This window comes from Pantoea sp. LMR881 (assembly GCF_027157825.1).
GTDB lineage: Bacteria > Pseudomonadota > Gammaproteobacteria > Enterobacterales > Enterobacteriaceae > Pantoea > Pantoea haifensis.
The window spans coordinates 994578-1020956 of the sequence record NZ_JAPVOK010000002.1 but is presented as its reverse complement, the minus strand read 5'-3'; the positions used below and the strand labels follow the sequence as shown (position 1 = coordinate 1020956).

Annotated in this window: 16 protein-coding genes and 5 pseudogenes; 16 read left to right on the top strand and 5 right to left on the bottom strand. The window is 50.1% G+C overall.

From position 1 onward, the window contains the following. Window positions 1-144: 144 nt before the first annotated feature. From lolA to O3W44_RS06630, 4 genes are all read left to right on the top strand, one after another. A complete protein-coding gene (lolA, locus tag O3W44_RS06645; protein WP_269292460.1) occupies window positions 145-756 on the top strand; it encodes an outer membrane lipoprotein chaperone LolA in 612 nt (203 codons plus the stop codon). 7 nt (window positions 757-763) lie between these two features. After that, window positions 764-2107, top strand: a complete 1344-nt coding sequence (locus O3W44_RS06640; RefSeq protein ID WP_269292459.1) for a replication-associated recombination protein A — start codon at window positions 764-766, stop codon at window positions 2105-2107. 94 nt (window positions 2108-2201) lie between these two features. Next, window positions 2202-3494: a serine--tRNA ligase gene (gene serS / locus O3W44_RS06635; RefSeq protein WP_269292458.1), complete on the top strand. Its 1293-nt coding sequence runs from the start codon at window positions 2202-2204 to the stop codon at window positions 3492-3494. A 314-nt stretch (window positions 3495-3808) separates the two neighbouring features. Then, window positions 3809-4960, top strand: a complete 1152-nt coding sequence (locus tag O3W44_RS06630) for an MFS transporter (protein WP_269292457.1) — start codon at window positions 3809-3811, stop codon at window positions 4958-4960. A gap of 61 nt (window positions 4961-5021) precedes the next feature. Here the strand turns inward: O3W44_RS06630 and pflA are convergent, their stop codons facing one another. The 4 genes and pseudogenes from pflA to ycaO form a co-directional block, all read right to left on the bottom strand. Then, complete coding sequence (pflA, locus tag O3W44_RS06625) at window positions 5022-5762, bottom strand: pyruvate formate lyase 1-activating protein (RefSeq protein WP_269292456.1); 741 nt, start codon at window positions 5760-5762, stop codon at window positions 5022-5024. 165 nt (window positions 5763-5927) lie between these two features. Then, a complete protein-coding gene (pflB, locus tag O3W44_RS06620; protein ID WP_269292455.1) occupies window positions 5928-8210 on the bottom strand; it encodes a formate C-acetyltransferase in 2283 nt (760 codons plus the stop codon). Between the two features lie 70 nt (window positions 8211-8280). Further along, window positions 8281-9141, bottom strand: a complete 861-nt coding sequence (gene focA / locus O3W44_RS06615) for a formate transporter FocA (RefSeq protein ID WP_269292454.1) — start codon at window positions 9139-9141, stop codon at window positions 8281-8283. 381 nt (window positions 9142-9522) lie between these two features. After that, window positions 9523-11285: pseudogene (gene ycaO, locus O3W44_RS06610) on the bottom strand (30S ribosomal protein S12 methylthiotransferase accessory factor YcaO). 309 nt (window positions 11286-11594) lie between these two features. Between ycaO and serC the strand changes: the two are divergent. The 12 genes and pseudogenes from serC to O3W44_RS06550 all read left to right on the top strand — a co-directional run bounded on the left by serC (window position 11595) and on the right by O3W44_RS06550 (window position 25601). Further along, complete coding sequence (serC, locus tag O3W44_RS06605) at window positions 11595-12680, top strand: 3-phosphoserine/phosphohydroxythreonine transaminase (RefSeq protein ID WP_269292453.1); 1086 nt, start codon at window positions 11595-11597, stop codon at window positions 12678-12680. Window positions 12681-12765: 85 nt separating this feature from the next. After that, a complete protein-coding gene (gene aroA, locus O3W44_RS06600) occupies window positions 12766-14052 on the top strand; it encodes a 3-phosphoshikimate 1-carboxyvinyltransferase (protein WP_269292452.1) in 1287 nt (428 codons plus the stop codon). A gap of 194 nt (window positions 14053-14246) precedes the next feature. After that, complete coding sequence (cmk, locus tag O3W44_RS06595; RefSeq protein ID WP_269292450.1) at window positions 14247-14927, top strand: (d)CMP kinase; 681 nt, start codon at window positions 14247-14249, stop codon at window positions 14925-14927. Window positions 14928-15051: 124 nt separating this feature from the next. Next, the gene (gene rpsA / locus O3W44_RS06590) at window positions 15052-16725 is read left to right on the top strand and encodes a 30S ribosomal protein S1 (RefSeq protein WP_269292449.1); all 1674 of its coding nucleotides are present in this window, start codon (window positions 15052-15054) and stop codon (window positions 16723-16725) included. Window positions 16726-16808: 83 nt separating this feature from the next. Beyond that, complete coding sequence (ihfB, locus tag O3W44_RS06585; protein ID WP_003849360.1) at window positions 16809-17093, top strand: integration host factor subunit beta; 285 nt, start codon at window positions 16809-16811, stop codon at window positions 17091-17093. 204 nt (window positions 17094-17297) lie between these two features. Next, a complete protein-coding gene (locus tag O3W44_RS06580) occupies window positions 17298-19550 on the top strand; it encodes a DNA internalization-related competence protein ComEC/Rec2 (protein WP_269292448.1) in 2253 nt (750 codons plus the stop codon). A 34-nt stretch (window positions 19551-19584) separates the two neighbouring features. Next, window positions 19585-21333, top strand: coding sequence for a lipid A ABC transporter ATP-binding protein/permease MsbA (gene msbA / locus O3W44_RS06575; RefSeq protein ID WP_269292447.1), 1749 nt, complete (start codon window positions 19585-19587; stop codon window positions 21331-21333). Further along, a pseudogene (lpxK, locus tag O3W44_RS06570) lies at window positions 21330-22330 on the top strand (tetraacyldisaccharide 4'-kinase). Before msbA ends, lpxK begins: the two are co-directional and overlap by 4 nt. Window positions 22331-22358: 28 nt before the next feature. Then, a pseudogene (locus tag O3W44_RS06565) lies at window positions 22359-23575 on the top strand (winged helix-turn-helix domain-containing protein). Window positions 23576-23667: 92 nt separating this feature from the next. Further along, the gene (locus tag O3W44_RS06560; RefSeq protein ID WP_081135850.1) at window positions 23668-23850 is read left to right on the top strand and encodes a Trm112 family protein; all 183 of its coding nucleotides are present in this window, start codon (window positions 23668-23670) and stop codon (window positions 23848-23850) included. Next, window positions 23847-24596 carry a 3-deoxy-manno-octulosonate cytidylyltransferase gene (kdsB, locus tag O3W44_RS06555; protein ID WP_269292446.1) on the top strand — a complete coding sequence of 250 codons (750 nt, stop codon included), beginning with the start codon at window positions 23847-23849 and terminating at the stop codon, window positions 24594-24596. Before O3W44_RS06560 ends, kdsB begins: the two co-directional genes overlap by 4 nt. A 112-nt stretch (window positions 24597-24708) precedes the next feature. Beyond that, window positions 24709-25601, top strand: a pseudogene (locus tag O3W44_RS06550) (hypothetical protein). On the opposite strand, the pseudogene elyC reads toward O3W44_RS06550, so the two are convergent. After that, window positions 25581-26365: pseudogene (gene elyC, locus O3W44_RS06545) on the bottom strand (envelope biogenesis factor ElyC). The pseudogenes O3W44_RS06550 and elyC overlap by 21 nt on opposite strands. Between the last annotated feature and the right edge of the window lie 14 nt (window positions 26366-26379).

Below are 26379 nucleotides of genomic sequence, written 5' to 3'. Positions count from 1 at the left end.
CAGTTTATACTGGCTCATTGTTTATCGCTGGATGATCCCCATCTCTGACTATGCTTTCGGTTTTTTCTCCTGTTTAAATTGCAGGGCGGCGACCAGGCTTAATGCAGTTATTAATGGGAACAAATAGATAAGGAATTGAAGCAGATGAAATTACGTGTAATCGCTTTGGGCCTGATGGCCACTTTTGCCTCTGCCAGCGTATTGGCTGATGCTTCCAGTGACTTGCAGCAGCGTTTAAATAAGGTCAGCAGTTTTCACGCCAGCTTTACTCAAAAAGTCACTGACGGAACCGGCGCAAATGTACAGGACGGCGAAGGTGAGCTGTGGGTTAAACGCCCCAGTCTGTTTAACTGGCATATGACGGCGCCAGACGAAAGCGTCATTATCTCTGATGGTAAATCGTTATGGTTTTACAACCCCTTTGTCGAGCAGGCAACGGTCAGTCTGTTAAAAGATGCCACCAGTAATACACCTTTCATGCTGATTGCGCGTAATCAGTCCAGCGACTGGCAGCAATATAACATCAGGCAGCAGGGCGATAATTTTGAGCTGACACCGAAAAACAGCGATGGCAACCTGAAGCAATTCACGATTACGGTGACGCCTGGCGGTACCATCAATCAGTTCAGCGCCATTGAGCAAGATGGTCAGCGCAGCACCTATCAGCTGAAAAGCCAAAAAAATGGCGCAATCAGCCCAGACAAATTTACGTTCACACCGCCTGCAGGCGTGACGGTGGACGATCAACGTCAATGAGGTCGTGGTGAGTAACCTGTCCCTGGATTTTTCCGACGAAGATTTCAAACCGCTGGCCGCGCGTATGCGGCCAGAAACCCTGAAACAGTACATTGGTCAGCAACACTTGCTTGCGCCCGGTAAGCCCTTGCCACGTGCCATCGAAGCGGGCCATCTGCACTCAATGATTTTGTGGGGACCGCCGGGAACAGGTAAAACCACGCTAGCCGAGATTATTGCGCGTTACGGCAATGCAGATGTTGAACGTATCTCAGCGGTAACATCAGGCGTGAAAGAGATTCGTGAAGCGATTGAGCGTGCGCGGCAAAGCAAGCAGGTTGGCCGTCGCACCATCCTGTTTGTTGATGAAGTACATCGTTTTAATAAAAGCCAGCAAGATGCCTTCTTACCGCATATCGAAGATGGCACCATCACTTTTATCGGTGCGACTACTGAAAATCCCTCATTTGAACTTAACTCAGCCTTGTTATCGCGTGCGCGCGTTTATTTGTTGAAATCACTCACCAGTGAGGACACAGAGCAGGTTTTAGATCAGGCAATGCAGGATAAGACACGCGGCTACGGTGACAGTGATATCGTGCTGCCTGATAACACGCGACGGATGATTGCTGAACTGGTTAATGGCGATGCCCGACGCGCACTCAATACGCTGGAAATGATGGCCGATATGGCTGAAACCAATGCGGCAGGGCAACGCGAACTGACGCCGCAACTATTGAATGAGGTTTCAGGTGAACGTGCAGCGCGTTTCGATAATAAAGGCGATCGCTTTTACGATTTGATCTCTGCGCTTCATAAATCGGTTCGTGGTTCAGCACCTGATGCCGCACTTTACTGGTATGCACGCATCATTACCGCAGGAGGCGATCCTTTATATGTCGCCCGGAGGCTGTTAGCTATTGCTTCTGAAGATGTCGGGAATGCCGATCCACGCGCTATGCAGGTAGCAATCTCAGCATGGGATTGCTTTACCCGTGTCGGCCCGGCGGAAGGCGAGCGGGCTATCGCCCAGGCCATTGTTTATCTGGCGTGTGCGCCCAAAAGCAATGCAGTTTATACCGCCTTCAAAGCTGCCCTGCATGATGCACGTGATAATCCCGACTACGATGTGCCTGAACATCTGCGCAATGCGCCGACCAAATTAATGAAAGAGATGGGCCTGGGTAAAGCGTATCGCTATGCCCATGATGAGGTGAACGCCTATGCTGCCGGTGAGGTCTATTTCCCACCGGAAATGGCACAAACGCGGTATTACATCCCCACGCAGCGCGGTCTTGAAGGCAAAATTGGCGAAAAGCTAGCCTGGCTGGCTGAACAGGATCAAAATAGCCCGACAAAACGCTACCGCTGAAACAGGCGTTGCGGTAATGTGGTCAAGGTTTTCAACGCGTTCCGGCAGGAGCGCGCCCCTTCGTTCAATCAACTTTTAAATACACAGGATAAGCATGCTCGATCCCAATCTGCTGCGTAATGAGCCAGACGCAGTCGCAGAAAAACTGGCACGCCGAGGATTTAAACTGGATGTGGAAACGCTGCGTTCGCTCGAAGAGCGTCGTAAAGTGCTGCAGGTCGAAACAGAAAACCTGCAGGCCGAGCGTAATGCCCGATCCAAATCCATCGGTCAGGCCAAATCCCGCGGGGAAGATATCGAGCCGCTGCGCCAGGAAGTCAACGCGCTGGGCGAACGCCTGGACGCAGCGAAAGCAGAACTGGATCAACTGCAGAATCAAATTCGTGATTTCGCGCTGGCTCTGCCTAACTTACCGGCAGATGACGTTCCGCTGGGTAAAGATGATAGCGAAAACCTTGAAGTCAGCCGCTGGGGTGAGCCACGCCAGTTTGATTTTCAGGTAAAAGATCACGTCGAACTTGGTGAAGCAGCAAAGGGCCTCGATTTTGCTGCCGCAGTTAAACTCACCGGCTCGCGTTTTGTGGTTATGCAAGGGCAGATTGCTCGCCTGCATCGTGCGCTTAGCCAGTTCATGATCGATCTGCATACCGAGCAGCATGGTTATCTCGAAACCTACGTGCCCTATTTAGTGAATCATGAAACGTTATACGGCACCGGTCAGTTACCAAAATTTGGTGAAGATCTGTTTCACACCAGGCCGCTGGAAGAGCAGTCCGACAGCAGTAATTATGCGCTAATCCCAACGGCTGAAGTGCCTTTGACCAACCTGGCTCGTGATGAAATTCTGGAAGAAGAGAGCCTGCCGGTTAAGCTGACCGCTCATACGCCATGTTTCCGCTCTGAAGCGGGTTCCTATGGTCGCGATACGCGTGGTTTGATCCGTATGCACCAGTTCGACAAAGTTGAAATGGTACAGCTCGTGAAGCCAGAGACCTCAATGGAGGCGTTGGAAGAGTTGGTAGGGCATGCTGAGAAAGTGTTGCAGCTATTGAACCTGCCTTATCGCAAGGTGCTGCTGTGTACGGGTGATATGGGCTTTGGCTCAACCAAAACCTACGATCTGGAAGTTTGGTTGCCTGCACAGAACACCTATCGTGAGATCTCTTCCTGCTCAAACATGGGTGACTTCCAGGCGCGCCGTATGCAGGCACGTTGCCGTAGCAAGCAAGACAAGAAACCACGCCTTTTACACACCCTTAATGGCTCCGGGCTGGCTGTAGGCCGTACTTTGGTTGCGGTACTGGAAAATTATCAGCAGGCAGATGGCCGTATTGCGGTACCAGAAGTTTTACGTCCTTATATGAACGGTGTCGAATTTATCGGCTAACCGTTGTTCGTGAATAAACCCGGCTAACACCGGGTTTTTTATGCCCTGAATGTCAATAAGCTATTAGTCAGAGGCAGGAACTTATCAGAAATAAACGTTATCGACGCCTGTTCCCTTCTGATAGCTAAAAATCACAGTTTTCATAGAGATAGCATTATCCCGCTTGCGCTTTAACCACGGCGTAACTTGCTGAAGATTAGTAAATTAAATTGTCATACAGCAAAATGTGCTGCGACATTTTTTTGTCCGTTGACTTTAAAAAGGCAGTGGCAAACTGCGCGCAATTTCTCTTGTTTCTTGTGGTTTTATCCCCTATGCCAACCTGGTCACGTCCTGTGATGTTGCTGCTTTGCGGCTTGCTGCTAATGACAGTGTCAATTGCGGTACTTAATACACTTGTTCCGCTGTGGTTAACTCATGATTTACTGACCACCTGGCAAGTCGGTATTGTTAGCTCATCGTATTACACGGGGAATCTGGCCGGTACGCTGTTGGCAGGATGGTTCATTAAGCATTATGGATTTAACCGCAGCTACTATCTGGCTACGTCATTATTCGCAGCGGCCACCGTTTGCCTGGTGCTGTTTGACGGCTTCTGGGCGTGGACCACGCTGCGCTTTATTGCCGGCACTGGCTGTGCGCTGATGTGGGTAGTGGTGGAAAGTGCACTGCTTTGTAGCGGCACTGTCCGTAATCGTGGTCAACTGCTTGCGGCTTATATGATTGTTTACTACCTCGGCACGGTAGCTGGACAATTGCTGGTGAGTAAGGTCTCAACAGATGTTTTGAGTGTGATCCCCTGGGTCACGGCGCTGGTGATCTGTGCAGTACTGCCGCTGGTGTTTACTCGCGTCTCTTCAGCAAGCGAATCATCTGAAGCTGCGCCTGGGCGTATCTGGCCAATGCTGCGTCGTCGCAGTTCGCGCCTGGGCGTCAACGGCTGCATTATTTCCGGCATTTTATTGGGTTCACTGTATGGCCTGATGCCGCTTTATCTGTCACATCAGGGAATGAGCGATGCGAATGTCGGTTACTGGATGGCGCTGTTAGTCAGTGCAGGCATTGTCGGGCAATGGCCGGTTGGTCGCCTGGCTGATCGCTTTGGCCGTATGCTGGTGCTGCGTGTACAGGTCTTTGTGGTGATTCTCGGTGCGATGGCGATGTTGGCTAATGCCGCGATGGCTCCGGCACTGTTTGTTTTAGGGCTGGCGGGTTTCACGCTCTATCCTGTGGCGATGTCATGGGCATGTGAAACGGTAGCGCACCATGAGCTGGTCGCGATGAATCAGGCTTTATTGATGAGCTATACCGTGGGCAGTCTTGCAGGCCCAGGTATGACAGCGATGTTGATGCAGAATTATTCTGACAGGTTGCTGTTTGTGATGATTGCTGCGGTGGCGTTAGTTTATCTGGTTATGCTATTGCGCAAAGCCGATCAGCAGGCGACGCCTGTGGCACACGCCTGATTACAGGGGCTGTAAACATAAAAAGGGAGCGATAAGCTCCCTTTTTTACTGCGCGTGCAGATTAATACATCACGTTGTGACCATAACCCGCCAGGATGTTTTTCACCCGCTCCATCGTCTCTTTTGAAGGGGGATGCACACCGTCCAGTTTGTACTCTTCGCCCATCGCCATCCATTTATGCTTGCCCAGCTCATGGTAGGGCAGCAGCTCAATTTTCTCGATGTTATCCATATCTTTAGTGAACTCACCCAGGCGGTGTGCCGAGTCGTCGTCATCGGAATAGCCCGGAACCACCACAAAACGTATCCAAGTACGTTTGCCTTTTTTCTGCAAATAGCGGGCAAAATCCAGCGTCCGATGATTTGACACGCCAACCAGAATTTGATGAATATCATCGTTCATCTGCTTGAGATCGAGCATGACTAAATCCGTGACTTCAAGTAGCTCATCAATCACCGGATCGTAGCGACGCACGAAGCCGTTAGTGTCCAGACAAGTATGAATTCCTTCTGCTTTACAGGCTCGGAACCAGTCACGAACAAACTCAGCCTGCAAGATGGCTTCGCCACCCGACGCCGTTACGCCGCCGCCCGATGCGTTCATGAAGTGTCGATAGGAAAGCACGTCTGCCATTAAGGCCTCGACGGTGATCTCTTTGCCGCCGTGCGTGTCCCATGTATCACGATTATGGCAATACATGCAGCGCATCAGGCAGCCCTGAAAAAAGGTAATGAAACGGATGCCGGGACCATCAACGGTTCCGCAGGATTCGAATGAGTGGATACGACCGGTGATTGACATAGCGATGTATCTCCAGGTAAGCCCGCCGCAGCGAGCAGCACAATCTGCGTTGTGCTTGAAGCATAAAATCTATTTTGGTTGTGGCCTGAAACAGATAACAGCCAAAGCAGACTTCTGGATTAAAGGCTCCCGAAGGAGCCTTTGTACTTCGTCAGGCAGCCACGGTTAAAGCGACTGCGTGAAGGTTCGGGTTATCACATCCTGCTGCTGTTCTTTTGTTAACGAATTGAAGCGCACAGCATAACCAGAGACGCGGATCGTTAACTGCGGGTATTTCTCTGGATGTTCCATTGCATCTAATAACATGTCGCGATTCATGACGTTCACGTTGAGATGCTGACCACCTTCAATATTGTTTTCATGATGGAAATAACCGTCCATCAAACCTGCCAGGTTAGCCTTACGCACGTTGTCATCTTTGCCTAATGCGTTTGGCACGATAGAGAAGGTGTAGGAAATGCCGTCTTTAGCGTAAGCAAAAGGCAGTTTCGCGACAGAGGTAAGAGAGGCCACCGCACCTTTTTGATCGCGACCATGCATTGGGTTTGCTCCCGGGCCAAACGGTGCACCCGCGCGACGTCCATCAGGTGTATTACCGGTTTTTTTGCCGTATACCACGTTCGACGTGATAGTCAGCACTGACTGAGTTGGCACGGCGTTGCGATAGGTTGTCAGTTTCTGAATTTTCTTCATGAAACGTTCAACTAAATCACACGCGAGGTTATCTACCCGGGCATCGTTATTGCCGAACTGTGGATACTCACCTTCGATGTCGAAATCAACAGCCAGGCCATCTTCGTCACGAATCGGTTTTACTTTTGCGTATTTAATCGCAGAGAGCGAGTCGGCTGCCACAGACAGGCCGGCAATACCACATGCCATGGTGCGATAAACATCACGATCGTGTAACGCCATCAGTGACGCTTCGTAGCTGTATTTATCATGCATATAGTGAATGATATTCAGCGAGGTTACGTACTGTTTAGCTAACCAATCCATGAAATGATCAAGGCGCTCCATAACCACGTCAAAATCCAGCACGTCATCAGTGATTTTGTCGCCTTTCGGACCAACCTGCATTTTCAGTTTTTCATCAACGCCACCGTTAATTGCGTACAGCAGAGTTTTAGCCAGGTTGGCACGAGCCCCGAAGAATTGCATCTGTTTACCGACAATCATCGGGCTGACGCAACAGGCAATGGCATAGTCGTCATTGTCAAAGTCGGGACGCATCAGATCATCATTTTCATATTGTAATGATGAGGTATCGATGGACACTTTTGCCGCATATTTTTTGAAGTTAACCGGCAATTTTTCTGACCACAAAATGGTCATGTTGGGTTCCGGCGAGGGGCCCATCGTGTAAAGCGTATTCAGGAAACGGAAGGTGCTTTTACTGACCAGCGTCCGGCCATCTACACCCATACCGGCTAAGGATTCAGTTGCCCAGATAGGGTCACCAGAGAATAATTCATCATATTCTGGCGTACGCAGGAAGCGCACCATACGCAGCTTCATGACTAAATGGTCGATCAGTTCTTGCGCCTGCTCTTCATTCAGCTTACCGGCTTTAAGATCGCGTTCAATGTAAATATCAAGGAAAGTAGAAACCCGGCCAAACGACATTGCTGCGCCGTTTTGTGATTTAACCGCGGCCAGATAGCCATAATATGTCCACTGAACGGCTTCGGTTGCGTTAGTCGCAGGGCCTGAGATGTCGTGTCCATATTTTGCTGCCATCTCTTTGATCTGGCCCAGCGCGTGATGCTGATCGGAAATCTCTTCACGTAAACGAATCGTTGCTTCGAGGTTTACGCCATTTTCCAGATCGTTCTGTAATGAAGCAAACTGCGCGAATTTATCAGCCATCAAATAGTCGATGCCATAGAGCGCAACGCGACGATAGTCGCCGATAATACGACCACGACCATAGGCATCAGGCAAACCGGTCAGAACACCCGACTTACGGCAGCGCAGGATATCCGGTGTATAGACGTCAAACACGCCCTGATTATGCGTTTTGCGGTATTCGGTAAACACTTTTTTCAGGGCTGGATCGAGTTCACGCCCATAAACCTTACACGATCCTTCCACCATTTTAATGCCGCCAAAAGGAATAATAGCGCGCTTTAATGGTGCTTCAGTCTGGAGTCCAACGATCTTTTCAAGAGACTTATTGATATAACCCGCATCATGGGAAGTAATTGTCGAAGCAAGGTCGGTATCGAAATCAACGGGTGCGTGCGTGCGGTTCTCGATTTTAATGCCTTCCAGTACGCTTTCCCAAAGTTGAGTGGTTGCGTCGGTTGCACCTGCCAGGAAAGATTCATCACCTTCATAAGGTGTGTAGTTTTTCTGGATGAAATCACGTACGTTGACACTGTTTTTCCATTCACCCTCAGCGAATCCTTCCCAGGCCGAAGCCAGTTTTGCATTAAGTTCGGTCATAATATACCTGCCTTATCTAAGAAGACTTTTGCATTCAGGCGCAAAGTGACTGTTGCGCCATCCAAAACGGTTAATGCGCTGAGTCACTACCACGTAAATAGATAACCCAGTAAGTCAACCCGACCAGTAATCCACCCCCGATAATGTTGCCCAGAGTGACAGGGATCAGGTTGTCGAAAATGAAGTTATTAACAGAGAGCGTCTGAAATTGCGCTGCGCTAGTGCCGGTGGCCTGCCAGAATTCCGGGCCGGAAAAATCACGAATAACGATTGCAAAGGGGATCAGAAACATATTGGCGATACTGTGCTCAAAACCACTGGCGACGAACATCGCGACCGGCAGAATCATCACCACTAATTTATCTGTCAAGGTACGACCGGAATAGCTCATCCACACTGCCAGGCATACCATTAAATTGGCCAGGATACCGAGACAAACGGCCTGAATAAAAGTGTGATGCATTTTATGGTCTGCTGTTTGTAAAACATTTAAGCCCCACGCGCCGTTCGCGAGCATGTGTTCGCCTGCAAACCACATCAATGCGACAAAAAACAATGCGCCACATAAATTACCGAGATAGACGTTGAGCCAGTTACGCGCCAGTTGTCCCCAACTAATGCGTCCGCTTGCTTTTGCCACCACAATCAAGACTGTAGATGTAAAAAGATCTGCGCCGCAGACCACAACCAGCATTAAACCGAGTGAAAAACAGATGCCGCCGATGAGTTTCGCCACACCAAATGGCATGACGCCACTGCCTGTGGTCGCGGTGATATAGAAAACAAACGCAATTGAAATAAAAACACCGGCCGTAATGGCCAAAAAGAAGGTTGTGAAAGGATGTTTAGTCGCTTTATAAACACCGGCATCTTCAGCAACTTTTGCCATTGCAGCCGGTAATAATAAATTAAAAGGGTTGTCAGCTTTCACACTAACTATCTCCAGGAGTTGTCTGTAAAAATACTAACAAAGGAGTAGGGCTCAGGAATTGATATAGATCATATTTGACGAAAGCATGAAGCCATAAGAAGGAGAACTAATAAGCTTAATTGATTTAAATAACTGAAAAACAAGGTTTAAATTTTTTTAAAAAATGCATTAAATTTTTAACTGGTTTTTTTGAGTGTTTATAAAGAATGTTGGTTACGTTGAAATTTGGCATTGAATGTTAAATAAAATGATAATTGAGTGTAGCGCCTTTTTTAAAGTTGAGATTATTTAACTGATTTATAAAGTCAAAAAAAGGCACAGAATTTTAGCTGTGCCTCTGAGCGGTGTTTAATCACACTTTTTAATTGAAACCACTAAATTTTATTTTTCTTGCCAGTAACGGCGTTTGGCATTTTGCAATTTTTCATAAGCCGCAAGCAGTGCCTGATGCGCAGGAAAAGCCTTTAAATCACTGTCAACGGATTGCAGGCCGTAAAATGGCGCTTCGCCACTTATAGCTGCAGAAGCGGCTTCCACAGCGTTGGCACCATACATACGCATAAAGGCGTGATGATATTGCAAGGGATCGCGCTCATCTTCCATTGACAACAGCAGAAGTGTTTGCAGGCAACGGTAGTAATTAGCACGCTCTGGACTGAAAATGGAGCTGTTGAATTCCATTGTCCATTCGGTCCAAATCAGTGCCTGATCTAAATCACCACCGGCGAGCGCCAGCATTGCTTTAAGCTCGCCAATACGCAGCGTGTACCAACCGTTGTCTTTGCCTGTTGCCAGGCCGAGCAATTCCCGTACACGGGTGAAATCATCGAAGCCTTCATCGTCAAGCTGTGTAATCAAATCCAGATATTTTTCTGAATCCCAGTTGCTTTCCGGCAGTGCTAATAAGGTTTCACGGATGCCTGCCCCCATGCTGTTATTGGCAAGCATTAAATCTTCTGCCGGGTAAATATCAGACATGCCAGGCACGATGATACGGCAAGCATAGACGCCAAGATGTTCGTAATCGGCGATATAAACGTCCTGACCTTCCGCACGGAAAATGGCCATCAGCGTGTCAAATTCTTGCTCTGTTGTCCCGTCAAACTTCCAGTCAACAAAGGCGTAGTCAGCTGTTTCTTTAAACAAATCCCAGGAGATCAAGCCGCTGGAATCGATAAAATGCGTTTCGAGGTTGGCATGTTCAGCCACTTCTTCATCATCAAACGTTGGCGGTGTGAAGACGTCTAAATCTTTCAGGCTGCGACCCTGAAGTAATTCAGTAACGGTACGCTCGAGCGCCACACCAAAATCAGGATGCGCACCGAACGAAGCAAAACAGGTGCCGTTTGCTGGATTAAACAGTACGACGCAAATAACCGGATATTTCCCGCCTAATGAGGCATCGTATGCAAAAATCGGAAAACCTTCATCTTCCAGGCGAGCGATAGCTTCAACCACGCCAGGATAACGCTGCATCACAGCTTCGGGAATGGCAGGAAGGCTGATTGCTTCTGCAATGATTCGGTTTTTGATATAACGCTCAAAAACTTCAGAAAGCCCCTGCACACGAGCTTCGTTAGCCGTATTACCCGCCGACATGCCATTAGAAACGTACAGATTGCCAATGATATTCATTGGAATGTAAACCGTCTGCTGATCTGACTGGCGCGTAAACGGCAGGGCGCAAATACCGCGCTTGCTGTTGCCAGACTGAAGATCCACTAACTCCGCAGCGGTAAGTGCATTGTCCGGATCGTAAAAGGCACGAAGGCGCGCATCAAGGATCCCTTCGGGTAAAGCACCGTCTGCCGGTAACGGGAACCATTTTTCATTGGGATAATGAACAAAGTCACCTTTGGCAATCGCATTGCCTAACCAAAAATCAGCAAAGAAATAGTTAGTTGAGAGACGTTCGAAATATTCGCCTAACGCTGAAGCCAGGGCCGCTTTTTTGCTGGCACCTTTGCCGTTAGTGAAACAAAGGGGGCAGTCACGGTCACGAATATGCACTGACCAGACGTGCGGAACAGGGTTTAGCCAGGAGGCTTCTTCAATATTAAAACCAAGCTCCTGCAGTTTATGCTGGAAGCGTGCGATGGAGTCTTCCAGTGCGGCATCTTTGCCTGGATAAAAGTTTGCGTCATGGTGCCGCTCTCTCTGTTATAGGTGTGCGTAAAGCGCGCAATCATACGGATTTTGCTGCCTGTTCGCTATTAAGGTGCAATAAATTTCTGTTGGCTGTTCTGCACGCTTTTTCTGTCAGCCCGGCCCGAAAAACGTTTCACGGAAGATGCGTTACAAAATTTCAGGACGTTATGCATTCGTAACATAACCTGCCGGGCGGCAGATTCAGAAAATGTGATCGCGACCTGATTTGTGATTGCAGCCGCCGAGACGCAGTGATAAAACCGATACGTTATTCATAACCGTTCTATATGACAGTGGTGAGGGAAATGACACAAATTTATAATTTTAGCTCCGGGCCCGCGATGCTACCGGTAGAAGTGCTCCGTCGTGCAGAACAAGAACTGACAAACTGGCATGGCCTGGGCACCTCCGTAATGGAGATCAGTCACCGCAGCAAGGAATTTATTCAGGTAGCGGAAGAAGCCGAACAGGACTTTCGTGATCTGCTAAAAATACCGGCTAATTACAAAGTTTTATTCTGTCATGGCGGCGCGCGTGCGCAATTCGCTGCTGTACCGGGTAACTTGCTGGGTAGCGTAACCACCGCTGATTATATTGATGGCGGCTACTGGGCACACAGCGCGATAAAAGAGGCGGAGAAGTATTGCTTACCCCGCACGCTGGACGTAAAGACCACGCTTGATGGCAAACGAGCCATTTTGCCAATGCGCGACTGGGATGTCAGCGACGAGGCAGCTTATATTCATTATTGTCCTAACGAAACCATTGACGGCATTGCCATTAACGATCAACCCGACTTCGGTAATAAGGTTGTAGTGGCGGATTTCTCCTCAACCATTCTATCCCGTCCTGTTGATGTCAGTCGTTACGGTGTGATCTATGCAGGCGCGCAAAAGAATGTTGGCCCGGCAGGCTTAACACTCGTCATCGTGCGTGAAGATTTATTGGGTAAAGCCCATCCTTATGTGCCATCTATCCTGGATTACAAGGTATTGGCAGAAAATGATTCAATGTTTAACACGCCGCCAACGTTTGCCTGGTACCTTTCTGGCCTGGTATTTAAGTGGTTAAAAGAGAAGGGCGGAGTGAGTGAGATCGATAAAATCAATCAGGCTAAAGCAGACTTGTTGTATGGCTTGATTGATAAAAGCGATTTTTACCGCAACGATGTGGCAGCCAACAACCGTTCGCGCATGAATATTCCGTTCCAGCTAAGCGACGCGTCGCTGGATAAACTGTTTCTGGAAGAGTCTTTCAAGGCGGGTTTACATGCGCTGAAAGGCCACCGTGTAGTGGGCGGCATGCGTGCATCTATTTACAACGCCATGCCGCTGGACGGTGTGAAAGCCCTGACTGATTTTATGGTTGAATTTGAACGCCGCCACGGCTGATGATTAAAGCGATACCAGTATGAATGCTGGTGCCAGGCCCCGTCGTGAGGCGGGGTCTTCGTATTTTTTGAGGATTGAGTTTCACATGCAGGATTCCCTGACGTTACAACCGATTGCGCGCGTTAACGGCACTGTTAATTTGCCTGGCTCTAAAAGCGTGTCAAACCGTGCGCTACTGCTGGCTGCGCTGGCGAAAGGCACCACCCGACTGACTAATTTACTCGATAGCGATGACGTTAAACATATGCTCAATGCGCTTACTGTGTTGGGTGTGAGTTATACGCTTTCCGAAGATCGCACCGTTTGTGAAGTCACAGGGAATGCGGGGCCGCTGCAGTCAACCCAGCCGATAGAATTATTTCTTGGTAATGCGGGTACTGCGATGCGTCCACTGGCGGCGGCGCTTTGCCTGGAGCAGCAAAATGTGGTGTTGACGGGCGAGCCTCGTATGAAAGAGCGACCAATCGGTCATTTAGTCGATGCGTTACGTCAGGGCGGAGCGAAAATCGATTATCTGGAAAATACCGATTATCCACCGGTTCATTTGCAGGGTGGATTTACGGGCGGCGACGTTAGCGTTGACGGCAGCGTCTCAAGCCAGTTTTTAACTGCGCTGTTAATGACGGCTCCGCTGGCAGAGCAAGATACCCAAATCACGATTAAAGGCGATCTGGTATCAAAACCTTACATTGATATCACGCTACATTTGATGCGTTGTTTTGGCGTGGACGTTGAAAACCAGCACTATCAGCGATTCCTGATTAAAGGGAAGCAGCAGTATCAATCACCGGGTGATTATCTGGTTGAGGGAGATGCCTCATCAGCGTCCTACTTCCTTGCTGCTGCGGCCATCAAAGGCGGCACCGTGCGGGTAACCGGTATTGGGCGCAAGAGCGTTCAGGGCGATATCCGCTTCGCCGATGTGCTGGAAAAAATGGGTGCAACCGTTGAGTGGGGCGATGATTACATTGCCTGTACTGCCGGGAAATTGCAGGCTGTTGATATGGATATGAATCATATCCCTGATGCGGCGATGACTATTGCTACGGCGGCCTTGTTTGCTGAAGGTACTACACAGTTACGCAATATCTATAACTGGCGTGTTAAAGAAACCGATCGGTTGTCAGCCATGGCGACAGAATTACGTAAAGTGGGTGCTGAAGTCGAAGAGGGCCATGATTTTATCCGTATCACACCGCCCACCACTTTAGTTCACGCTGATATCGGTACCTATAACGATCATCGGATGGCAATGTGTTTTTCGCTGGTGGCGCTGTCCAATACACCAGTGACCATCCTTGACCCAGGCTGTACGGCTAAAACTTTCCCTGACTATTTCGAGCAACTGGCCAAAATAAGCCAGACTGCCTGATGTCACCTATCCGGCGCGTAACCGTGCCGGATTTCTTTTTTCTATGGTCGCATCCTTTCAGAAGTGCTCTGATTTGCCTGTAATTTTTAACCCTGTTTACGCTAAAGAGTAACTAAGATTGCCAGGGAAGCGTATAATGCCTGCCATTATTAATGGTTCAGATGGCTAAAAAAGCACAGCAACAGGAGAGAATAATGTCAGCGACTGCCCCGGTTATAACTATCGACGGGCCAAGCGGTGCGGGAAAAGGGACCCTGTGCAAAGCAATGGCTGAATCTTTACAATGGCATTTACTGGATTCAGGTGCTATTTATCGCGTTTTAGCGTTGGCCGCGTTACATCATCAAGTGGATATTGAATCAGAAGAGGCGCTGGTGCCTATTGCGGCGCATCTTGATGTTCGCTTTCTTTCGCATAAGGGCGATATGCAGGTCATTCTTGAAGGCGAAGATGTCACGGGTGAAATTCGCACCCAGGAAGTCAGTAACACGGCCTCACGCGTTGCGGCTTTCCCTCGCGTTCGTGAAGCACTGTTGCGTCGTCAGCGTGGTTTCCGCGAAGAGCCCGGTTTAATTGCGGACGGAAGAGATATGGGCACCGTTGTTTTCCCCGACGCGCCGGTAAAAATTTTCCTTGATGCAAGTTCAGAAGAACGCGCCCACCGCCGTATGCTACAGTTGCAGGAGAAGGGCTTTAGTGTTAACTTTGATCGCCTTTTAGCCGAGATAAAAGAACGCGATGATCGCGATCGCAACCGCGCAATTGCGCCTCTGGTACCTGCAGAAGATGCGCTGGTGCTGGATTCGACACAAATGTCGATTGAGCAAGTGATTGATAAAGCGTTGCAATATGCCCGTGAAAAACTGGGCATATAATATCCCGGCAAGAACAGAATCGTAATAACCCTGTACCACGGATCCGGTGCTGGGCATGTGAAACAACCCCATCCGACATGAAGTCAGATGGACGTTAAATTGAAGAATCCTGAAGATTATCAATATGACTGAATCTTTTGCTCAACTATTTGAAGAATCGCTGAAAGAAATCGAAACCCGCCCGGGTTCCATCGTTCGTGGCGTTGTTGTCTCTATCGACAAAGACGTTGTTCTGGTTGATGCGGGCCTGAAATCTGAATCTGCAATCCCTGCAGAGCAGTTCAAGAACGCAGCCGGCGAACTGGAAATCCAGGTTGGTGACGAAGTTGACGTTGCTCTGGATGCAGTAGAAGACGGCTTCGGTGAAACCCTGCTGTCCCGTGAGAAAGCTAAACGTCACGAAGCTTGGATCACGCTGGAAAAAGCTTACGAAGACGCTGAAACTGTTACCGGTGTTATCAACGGCAAAGTCAAAGGCGGCTTCACTGTTGAGCTGAACGGTATTCGTGCGTTCCTGCCAGGTTCACTGGTTGACGTGCGTCCAGTTCGCGACACACTGCACCTTGAAGGCAAAGAGCTTGAGTTCAAAGTTATCAAGCTTGATCAGAAGCGTAACAACGTCGTGGTTTCACGTCGTGCTGTTATCGAATCTGAAAACAGTGCTGAGCGCGATCAGCTGCTGGAAAACCTGCAGGAAGGCATGGAAGTTAAAGGTATCGTTAAGAACCTCACTGACTACGGTGCATTCGTTGATCTGGGCGGTGTTGACGGTCTGCTGCATATCACTGATATGGCATGGAAACGCGTTAAGCATCCAAGCGAAATCGTGAACGTGGGCGACGAAATCACTGTTAAAGTGCTGAAGTTCGACCGCGAGCGTACTCGTGTATCTCTGGGCCTGAAACAGCTGGGCGAAGATCCATGGGTTGCTATCGCTAAACGTTATCCAGAAGGCACCAAGCTGACTGGTCGTGTAACCAACCTGACTGATTACGGCTGCTTCGTAGAAATCGAAGAAGGCGTTGAAGGCCTGGTACACGTTTCTGAAATGGACTGGACCAACAAAAACATTCACCCATCTAAAGTTGTTAATGTGGGTGACGTGGTTGAAGTTATGGTTCTGGACATCGACGAAGAGCGTCGCCGTATCTCCCTGGGCCTGAAGCAGTGCAAATCTAACCCATGGCAGCAATTCGCAGAGACCCACAACAAAGGCGATCGCGTTGAAGGTAAAATTAAGTCAATCACTGACTTTGGTATCTTCATCGGCCTGGACGGTGGCATCGACGGTCTGGTTCACCTGTCTGACATCTCCTGGAACGCGACTGGCGAAGAAGCCGTTCGTGAGTACAAGAAAGGCGACGAAATCGCTGCCGTTGTACTGCAGGTTGATGCAGAGCGCGAGCGTATCTCTCTGGGCGTTAAGCAGCTGGCAGAAGATCCGTTCAACAACTACATCACTTTGAATAAGAAAGGTGCAATCGTCACCGGTAAAGTGACTGCAGTTGATGCTAAAGGTGCTACAGTTGAATTAGCTGATGGCGTTGAAGGCTACCTGCGCGCTTCTGAAGCTTCACGTGACCGCGTTGAAGACGCAACTCTGGTTCTGAATGTTGGCGACGATGTTGAAGCTAAATTCACCGGTGTTGATCGTAAAAACCGTGTTGTTAGCCTGTCTGTCCGTGCGAAAGACGAAGCTGACGAGAAAGATGCAATCGCAACTGTTAACAACAAACAGGAAGAAAGCAACTTCTCTAACGCAATGGCTGAAGCGTTCAAAGCGGCTAAAGGCGAGTAATCGACCTGACGCACCGGGTGGGCAACCACCCGGTTTCGGTAGAAAGCTGCCATACATTCCAATAGGGATTAACCGGAGGTTACATGACCAAGTCAGAACTGATTGAAAGACTGGCGGGACAGCATACTCATATACCGGCGAAAGTCGTTGAGGATGCGGTAAAAGAAATGCTTGAGCATATGGCCACTACGCTGGCACAGGGCGAACGCATTGAAATCCGGGGATTCGGCAGCTTTTCGTTGCATTATCGCGCACCGCGCACTGGCCGTAACCCGAAAACGGGTGACAAAGTGGATCTGGAAGGTAAATACGTTCCCCACTTCAAGCCAGGCAAAGAATTGCGTGACCGTGCAAATATTTACGGTTAAGCCGATACCGAATCGCATAAACGACACCTCCGGGTGTCGTTTTTTTTGCCTTTTATTTGAATTGCGAGCTGTTATCCATATTGATGTTGCGCACAGTGTAAAAACATATCCTTGCTGTGCAGCTTCGCTCATCGCTGTAACGACCTGACTATTTATTACCAGACATCCTGTCAAACTGATGAAATCTGATTAACGGAATTTATCATGCTGACATGGATAGCCCTGGCACAATTAACTGTTCTCGCTGCTTTACCTTTGTTGCTGTTGCCGCAACTGCCTTCGCTGAGCGTATTGCTGGCACTGTGGGGAACAGGTTTTGGCCTGTTGCAGTTCTCTCAATCAACAGTGCGCATCGTCGCTGTTGCATTGCTGCTCTTAGCATGGATGTTACATGACGCGCGTCAAACCGTAACGGATACAGAACGACTTGCCAAACCGGGCCAGTTTACGGTGCTGATTGATGAAGTGCGGCGTAACACTAAGCAAATTAAAATCAGGTTGTTAAAAGAGAATTCGCGCTATCTCTTTCCACCGCGTTTTGCCTGGGTTGCTTATGAAAATGAAACCGCTGATTACTGCTCCGGCCAGCGTTGGATTATGCATCTGCGACTGCGTGCGTTACATGCCCGGCTAAATGAGGGAGAGTTTGATGCGCAGCGTTTTGCCTTTGCCAGCTATACGCCATTACAGGGCCGCATTCTTAAACGCACACCTTTAGAAACCCGTTGCGACTGGCGCTGGCATTTTATTCAACGACATGACGCTCAACTGGCACATTTATCACAGCGCGCCACCCTAAAAGCTCTCGCTTTTGGCATCAGAGATGAACTGAGTAAAACAACGCGCCAGCTTTTACGCGACACGGGAACAGCGCATTTGATGGCAATTTCAGGCATGCACATTGCGCTGGCAGCAGGGGTGGGCTGGATCTTAGCCCGCGGTATACAAAGTGTCTTTTCGGCCCGCTATATCGGTTATCTGTTTCCGCTTACCGTCAGTTGGCTGGCCGCCGCCATCTATACATGGCTTTCTGGCGGGCATGCGCCTGCACAGCGGGCACTATTATCGTTAACGTTATGGATGGCGATACGCACAGCAGGAATACAACTGAATGGCTGGCAAATTTGGTCATTGTGTCTGGGCCTGCTGCTTTTGATCCATCCCTTAACCGTGCTTTCAGGCAGTTTTTGGCTCTCCGCTCTTGCCGTAGGCAGTTTATTAGTCTGGTATCACTGGTTTCCTTTGCCCGCTCGTTTCACTCATCAGCGACGCTGGATACCGCTCCGGCTTTTGCATCTCCAGGCGGGCATGATGATACTGATGGCACCTTTGCAGGTCGCCATGTTTAATGGCATCAGTTTAACCGCACTGATTGCCAACTTATTCGCGGTTCCGGTTATTTCCTTTATTACCGTGCCGCTGATTCTGCTGGCGATGTTGATGCCATTTATACAGGTGTCTGGACTCTTTTGGTGGCTCGCCGATCTCTCTTTGCGAGGTCTGACTGAGATGCTGACAAGCTTACCGGCTGGCTGGTGGCCGCTACAGGATGCGACGCTGATAGCGGCGATGGTGTGGGGTGGTTTAATTGTGTGGCGCTTGCAATTTTTTTATCGTGCACCCCTGAGCTGTTGCGCGCTTGCCCTGTCATTATTGATGGCCCGTCAGCCCGAGGATAAACCCGGCTGGCGCATTGATATGTTAGATGTGGGACATGGGCTAAGTATCGTCATTAGCCAGGGTAAAGAGGCTGTTTTATACGATACTGGCCCACGCTGGAATAATGACGATGCGGGCGCACGAGTGATTGTTCCCTGGCTGGAGCGTAAACAGTTGCAATTGCAGCAAGTGATTCTGAGTCACAAACATCTCGATCACAGTGGCGGGCTGGAATCAATTAAGCAACGCTGGCCCCGGCTCAGTATACGCAGTGCCTTGAACCAGGCCGGGCATTTACCCTGTGTGCGCGGCACGCACTGGCAATGGCGTCAGTTAACATTCAACGTTTTGTGGCCCTTAACCGCTTCGAAAGAAGGCAATAACAATGATGCCTGCGTCATCAGTGTTGATGATGGAAAAGTCAGACTTTTACTGACCGGCGACATAGAAGCGGTGGCAGAACGAAAACTCGTCACGCTTGAAAAACAGCGATTACACGCGGATATCGTGCAAGTGCCGCACCACGGCAGCCGGACTTCATCAACGGCTTTGCTGCTGCGTAATATTCAGGGCCGTGCCGCGCTGGCCTCAGTGGCACGTTACAATGCATGGCGAATGCCAGCTAAATCCGTTGTGAATCGCTACAAAGAACAAGGATTTAACTGGATGGATACCGCCCAGTCAGGACAGATAAGTATTCTGATCCATAAGGGAAAAATGCGCCTTGCTGGGTTTAGGGAAGATTTAATGCCCCGTTGGTATCATCAGTGGTTTGGCGTGAAACGCGAATCCAGGTAGAATGACCGGCTATTTCCAACAGCGTGAATAAATAATGCATCAAGACAAAGATCTCTCAACGTGGCAGACATTTCGTCGACTCTGGCCGATGATCTCGCCTCACAAAGCGGGTTTATTTGTGGCTGGAATAGCCTTGATAATCAACGCCGCAGGCGACACCTTAATGCTCTCCCTGTTGAAGCCTTTACTGGATGATGGCTTTGGTAAGGCAGACAAGTCGGTGATGCTGTGGATGCCATTAGCGGTTATCGGGCTAATGTTGATTCGCGGCGTAACCAGCTATATCTCCAGTTATTGCATCTCATGGGTTTCAGGTAATGTCGTGATGGGCATGCGCCGCCGTTTGTTCAGTCACATGATGGGCATGCCGGTTTCTTTCTTTGATCAACAGTCCACCGGGACGCTGCTGTCGCGTATCACATACGATTCCGAACAGGTTGCCTCTTCTTCTTCAAGTGCTCTGGTAACAGTAGTGCGTGAAGGGGCATCAATCATCGGGCTGTTTATTATGATGTTCTATTACAGCTGGCAGCTATCGTTGATCCTGATTGTGCTGGCACCCATTGTGTCGTTCGCTATTCGTACTGTGTCTAAGCGTTTCCGTAACATCAGTAAATCGATGCAGAACACCATGGGGCAGGTGACAACCAGCGCAGAGCAAATGCTGAAAGGGCATAAAGAAGTGCTGATTTTTGGCGGACAAGACGTTGAGTCAAAGCGATTTGATCGCGTCAGTAACCGTATGCGTCAACAAGGTATGAAGCTGGTTTCGGCTTCGTCCATCTCTGATCCTGTAATTCAGTTAATTGCTTCACTGGCTCTGGCGTTTGTGCTTTACGCGGCAAGTTTTCCAAGTGTGATGGACACCTTAACTGCCGGGACGATTACCGTTGTGTTCTCCTCCATGATTGCGTTGATGCGCCCGTTAAAATCACTGACCAATGTCAACGCTCAGTTTCAGCGTGGTATGGCGGCCTGCCAGACTCTGTTTTCTATTCTTGATAGCGAGCAGGAAAGCGATAAAGGTACGCGGGAAGTGGAGCGTGCTAAAGGCGACGTTGAGTTCCGCGATGTGACTTTCACTTATCCTGGCCGTGATATTCCGGCACTACGCAATATTAATCTGTCATTGCCTGCCGGGAAAACTGTTGCGCTGGTAGGACGATCAGGATCGGGCAAATCCACAATGGCCAGCCTGCTGACGCGCTTTTACGACATTCAGCAGGGCGAAATTTTGCTGGATGGTTACGATTTGCGTGAATACACGCTGCGTTCATTGCGCAATCAGGTGGCGCTCGTCTCTCAAAACGTTCATCTGTTCAATGACACCATTGCAAACAACATTGCTTACGCGCGCAGCGAACAGTACAGCCGCGAAGAGATTGAAAAAGCGGCAACCATGGCGCATGCAATGGACTTCATCAGCAAAATGGATAATGGCTTAGACACCATTATTGGTGAAAATGGCGTGTTATTATCAGGAGGGCAGCGCCAGCGTATTGCCATTGCACGTGCGCTGTTACGTGACTGCCCAATTTTGATCCTTGATGAGGCAACCTCTGCGCTTGATACTGAATCGGAACGTGCTATTCAGTCTGCACTTGATGAACTTCAGAAAAACCGAACGTCACTGGTCATCGCGCACCGTCTTTCTACTATTGAAAAAGCGGATGAAATTGTCGTGGTTGAAGATGGGCAAATTGTTGAACGTGGCACTCACGCTATGCTTCTGGCAGAGAAGGGAGCCTATGCGCAGCTTCACAAAATGCAGTTTGGCCAATGATTGAGCGCATCTGGAGCGGGCGATCGCCGTTGTGGTTACTGCTCTGGCCCCTGAGCCTGCTGTATGGCGCGATCACCGCTCTGATTCGACTCTGCTTTTTGCGCGGCTGGCGTAAAAGCTGGCGTGCGCCTGTACCCGTCATCGTGGTGGGAAATCTCACCGCAGGCGGGAATGGCAAAACGCCTGTGGTGATCTGGCTGGTAAACGTATTGCAACAGCGTGGATTAAAAGCCGGTATCGTTTCACGTGGCTATGGCGGCAAAGCTGAGCGTTATCCGCTGCTGGTTAATGCACAAACCTCCCTGAACAGGCCGGTGATGAGCCTGTACTCATCGCAGCACGTACGGGGGCACCAGTTGCGGTCGCACCAAAGCGTCGTTTAGCCGTTGAGGCCCTACTTAAACATAACGATCTTGACGTCATCATCACTGATGATGGCCTGCAGCATTATGCGCTGCAACGTGATAAAGAGATCGTGGTAGTGGATGGTGTGCGTCGTTTTGGCAATGGCTGGTGGTTACCGGCGGGTCCGATGCGTGAGCGAGCCTCACGCCTTAAGCAGGTGGATGCAGTGATTGTAAACGGAGGTGAGGCGCAGCCAGAGGAAATTGCGATGCACCTACAACCCGGTATCGCAACGAATTTGCTGACGGGAGAAACCCAGCCGCTGCATCAACTCAATAACATCGTCGCAATGGCCGGAATTGGTCATCCTCCCCGTTTTTTCACCACGCTGAAACAGCAAGGTGTGAACCCGGTGGCTGAGATTGCCTTTGCCGATCATCATGCATACAGCGAAGCAGAATTGTCTGGTCTGACGCTGGCAGGGCAAAACCTGTTGATGACAGAAAAAGATGCGGTTAAATGCAGAAATTTTGCGCAGCAGAACTGGTGGTATTTACCGGTTGACGCGGTATTGCAAGGCTCAGGGGTTGAGTCTTTGCTAAGCGATATCGAACAATTGTGCCGTCATCCTACATCTGATCCTCAGCATTAATATCAGGTGAGGCTGGCTAAGGAAGAGAATGAAGGCCATACATTCACTTTCATTGCAGCAAGCACGTAACCTTCACCTCGCTGCGCAGGGTTTATTGCGTCGTCCCACGCGCGCTGCGCAGTATCAGGATGTTGTAGATTGCGTTTCACGCATGTCACTGCTACAAATTGACACCATTCATGTCGTTGCCCGTAGTCCTTACCTCGTTTTGCATAGCCGCCTTGGTCATTATTCGCCAGCATGGCTGGATCAGGCCCTGGCACAGGGGGCGTTATTTGAATACTGGGCTCACGAAGCTTGCTTTGTACCTCGACAGGATTACAAACTCCTGCGGCATCGCATGTTGTCACCGCAACGCCTGGGATGGAAATACAACGCACAGTGGGTAAGCGACCATCAGCAAGAGATCGCTGACTTACTCGAACAGATCAAAGTGACTGGGCCCGTGCGGGCGGCAGATTTCGGTCGCGGCGCTGATCATAAGCCGGGATGGTGGGCCTGGAAACCGCACAAGCGCCATCTGGAAAATCTGTTCAGCGCGGGGAGTTGATGGTCGCTGAGCGTCGTAATTTTCAGCGTGTTTATGATTTACGTAGTCGAGTCATGCCGGAGTGGCAGGACGCGCTGCATAGCATCAGCGACGCGGAAGCGGTCAGGTTAATGCTGCTAAACAGCGCACGCAGCCTGGGCATTTTCCGTGCTGCCTGGCTGCCTGATTATTATCGTCTCAAACGTGTGGCGCTTCAGCCTTTTACAGATCAGGCACAGGAAGCCGGTGATATTGTTGCTGTTGAAGTTGAAGCACTTGGCAAAATGTGGCTGCATCGCGACTACCTGCCTTTGCTCAATACGCCGCTCAACGCCACGCATAGCGCCTTGCTGTCACCTTTTGATCCCGTGGTCTGGGATCGCAAGCGGGCTCGCGAGCTGTTCAATTTTGATTACCGCATTGAGTGCTATACGCCTGAGGCCAAACGTCAATATGGCTATTTTGTGCTGCCCATTTTACACCGGGGTGAAATCAAGGGCAGGCTTGATGCGCGCATGCTGCGCCCCGCCCGGCAGCTTATCGTCAAAAATATCTGGCTGGAGGAGGAGGTTCGTGTGACGCGCACGTTTATTCAGGATCTTCAGCGCACCCTGAGCGATTTTGCTGGCTGGCAAAATGCTGATCAGGTGGTTATTCAACATGCACCCGAGGCGCTGCAGGCGGCCTGGGGATCGTCATGGCGCACGCAGGCGTAACCAACAGCAAACTCGCACGGTTTCCACACACCCGCAGTGCATGCGCTATGGTATGCTTAACGCCTCAGAATTCGGTCCTTGATGGAGGATATATGGATCACCGTTTGCTCGAAATCGTTGCCTGTCCGGTATGCAATGGCAAGTTGTATTACAACAATGCTCAACAGGAACTCATCTGCAAGCCAGACGCACTGGCATTTCCGGTGCGTGACGGCATTCCTGTCTTGCTGGAAAACGAAGCGCGCACGCTGTCAGTTGAAGAGATTCATCCATGAGTTTTGTTGCCATCATTCCCGCGCGCTATGCGTCAACGCGCTTGCCTGGGAAACCGCTGGTCGATATTCACGGCAAGCCAATGGTCGTGCATGTCATGGAACGCGCACGCGAATCGGGTGCCAGTCGCGTGATTGTCGCTACCGATCATCCTGAGGTGGCAAAAGCGGTTGAAGCCGCCGGCGGCGAAGTCTGTATGACGCGCGCCGATCACCAGTCTGGTACCGAACGCCTGGCAGAAGTGATTGAAAAGCTGCAATTAGCCGATGACCAGATTGTGGTGAATGTGCAGGGCGACGAGCCGATGATCCCTGCGGAAATTGTGCATCAGGTCGCGACAAATCTGGCACAGGCAAAAGCAGGCATGGCCACACTGGCAGTGCCGATTACTGATGCGGAAGAAGCATTCAATCCCAATGCGGTCAAAGTGGTGATGGATGCGCAAGGCTATGCGCTCTATTTCTCACGGGCCACTATTCCCTGGGATCGCGAACGCTATGCGACTTCCCGGGAACAGATTGGCGATACCCTGCTGCGGCACATCGGCATCTATGCCTATCGCGCCAGCTTTATTCGCCGTTACATAACCTGGGCACCCTGTCCGCTGGAGCAGATTGAACTGCTCGAGCAGCTGCGGGTCTTGTGGTATGGCGAAAAGATTCACGTTGCAGTCGCGAAAACAGTCCCCGGCGTCGGTGTCGATACCCCCGATGATCTGGTACGTGTCCGTTTAGCTATGCAGGCCTGATGTCGCCGGGGATTTTCTCCCCGGCCTTAGGTAAAAAGTTTGATCCACTTCTAAACGCGCAAAAGTCAGGCCCTCCAGGATAGTGTGTTAGTTCATCTGAGGAGGATGAAGCATGGAACATCTCAAAGCAGAATTAACGCTGGTGCTCGGAGAACAAATCAGCCGCCTCGAAACCATCAGCGAACAACCGCCCGCCAGACTCTACGCCTTATACGATCACGCCGGTAAGCCCATGCCACTAATGGCAAAATATTATCGTCATCAGGGTCGCGCAGCACTCGAAGCGAAGAAGCTGGCGCTGTTAGGTCATGAAGGACTGATTAGCGTACCGGCGGTGTATGGATTAGTGATCAGTCAGCAGAAGCCGGTGCATGAAATGTTGCTGTTGGCGCGTCTGAATGGCGTCTCGGCCGAAGCGCCAACGCGAGATGCGACGCGCTGGCAGCAATTTTGCGAACAGGTGGTTGAAGGTTTACTGGCCTGGCATCGTATCGCCAGCCATGGCTTAGTTGGCACCGTAGACAGCACACAGGAAAATCACTGGCCCGCCTGGTTTCAGCAGCGTGTTGAAGTCTTATGGTCAACCTTAAGTTATCTGCGGCCGCCTTTTTTACGCTTGAAGATCGCCAAATTTTGTATCGCTGCCGTGCGCGGCTGGCCTGTTTTTTTCGTGAATTTGATGATCCCTGCGTTATGGTGCACGGCAATGTGCGCTTGCAGAGTATGGTCAAAAACGCCCGCAGCGATCAGCTGTTAGCGATGACGCAGCCGGGCAATATTTTATGGGCACCGCGCGAGTATGAGCTGATTCATTTAGGCAATACACCAGCCGAAATGGCGCTTTTACACCACTATTTACAGCGTGCGCCGGTATCAGAAGGGTTTTTGTGGCGACGCTGGGTTTACCAGCTGTGGGATTGCGTTGATACACTGGTCCACAGCGGGCAGTTTGACCGCCCGCGATTTGATCATGCGCGCCAGCAGTTACTTCCCTGGCTCGGTTGAAGGCGCATTTTTTGCTTTTAGCCGCTGCCAAATTTGCCCCAGCGTCTCATAGACCGCGCGTTCGCTGTGGCTCAGCCAAAGTGGAGAAGGGATGGCACGCTCCCAGCCATTAAGCGGCGAGGTGATAGCCAGTTGATTGGCTGGCGCGGCAACAGGATCAAGCCCGGCGGCCTGAAAAAACAACATCGCTCTGGGCAGATGATTCGCTGAGCTGATCAACAAAAAAGGACGATTGCCAACCAGGGCTTTCACCGCTTGCGCTTCTTCTTCGGTATCTTTCGGTTGATCGAGCATTTTAATCTGCTCAGATGGCACACCTAAACTTTCTGCAACAGATGCGGCAACCCATGCATTGCTCTTCGGATTCTTTCCTGCTGCGGCACCGGTAAAAATCAACGTGGCGTGAGGATTAAGGTGCCATTGCCGTACACCTTCTGCTACCCGAGGCAAACTATTGCCGATTAAATTTGAGCTGGGTGCCCAATTCGGATTAAAGGTGTAGCCGCCGCCCAGCACCACAATATAATCAACCCTTTCTGAACCATTCCGGTGGGAAACCGGTTTTCAAGCGGTAACAGCAGCCGGTCAGCTACAGGTTGCAGGCTCAGTAACAGCAGGAACAGCCAACTGAATGAGATCAAAATTTTGCCACTTTTTTGCCAACGACTGAACCAAAGCAGCAAAATACCCAAAGCCATCAGCAAAAGCAGAAACGGCAAGGGCAGTAACATGCCTCCCACCACTTTTTTCAGGGTAAAAAACATCAAAAAAGACTCCT

Bases quoted from the DNA above. Each gene is read 5' to 3' on its own strand.
- O3W44_RS06560 (WP_081135850.1), top strand. From the start codon at position 23,668: ATGGATCACCGTTTGCTCGAAATCGTTGCCTGTCCGGTATGCAATGGC.
- serS (WP_269292458.1), top strand. From the start codon at position 2,202: ATGCTCGATCCCAATCTGCTGCGTAATGAGCCAGACGCAGTCGCAGAA.
- serC (WP_269292453.1), top strand. From the start codon at position 11,595: ATGACACAAATTTATAATTTTAGCTCCGGGCCCGCGATGCTACCGGTA.
- pflB (WP_269292455.1), bottom strand. From the start codon at position 8,210: ATGACCGAACTTAATGCAAAACTGGCTTCGGCCTGGGAAGGATTCGCT.
- aroA (WP_269292452.1), top strand. From the start codon at position 12,766: ATGCAGGATTCCCTGACGTTACAACCGATTGCGCGCGTTAACGGCACT.
- ihfB (WP_003849360.1), top strand. From the start codon at position 16,809: ATGACCAAGTCAGAACTGATTGAAAGACTGGCGGGACAGCATACTCAT.
- pflA (WP_269292456.1), bottom strand. From the start codon at position 5,762: ATGTCAATCACCGGTCGTATCCACTCATTCGAATCCTGCGGAACCGTT.
- cmk (WP_269292450.1), top strand. From the start codon at position 14,247: ATGTCAGCGACTGCCCCGGTTATAACTATCGACGGGCCAAGCGGTGCG.
- kdsB (WP_269292446.1), top strand. From the start codon at position 23,847: ATGAGTTTTGTTGCCATCATTCCCGCGCGCTATGCGTCAACGCGCTTG.
- O3W44_RS06580 (WP_269292448.1), top strand. From the start codon at position 17,298: ATGCTGACATGGATAGCCCTGGCACAATTAACTGTTCTCGCTGCTTTA.
- lolA (WP_269292460.1), top strand. From the start codon at position 145: ATGAAATTACGTGTAATCGCTTTGGGCCTGATGGCCACTTTTGCCTCT.
- msbA (WP_269292447.1), top strand. From the start codon at position 19,585: ATGCATCAAGACAAAGATCTCTCAACGTGGCAGACATTTCGTCGACTC.
- O3W44_RS06630 (WP_269292457.1), top strand. From the start codon at position 3,809: ATGCCAACCTGGTCACGTCCTGTGATGTTGCTGCTTTGCGGCTTGCTG.
- rpsA (WP_269292449.1), top strand. From the start codon at position 15,052: ATGACTGAATCTTTTGCTCAACTATTTGAAGAATCGCTGAAAGAAATC.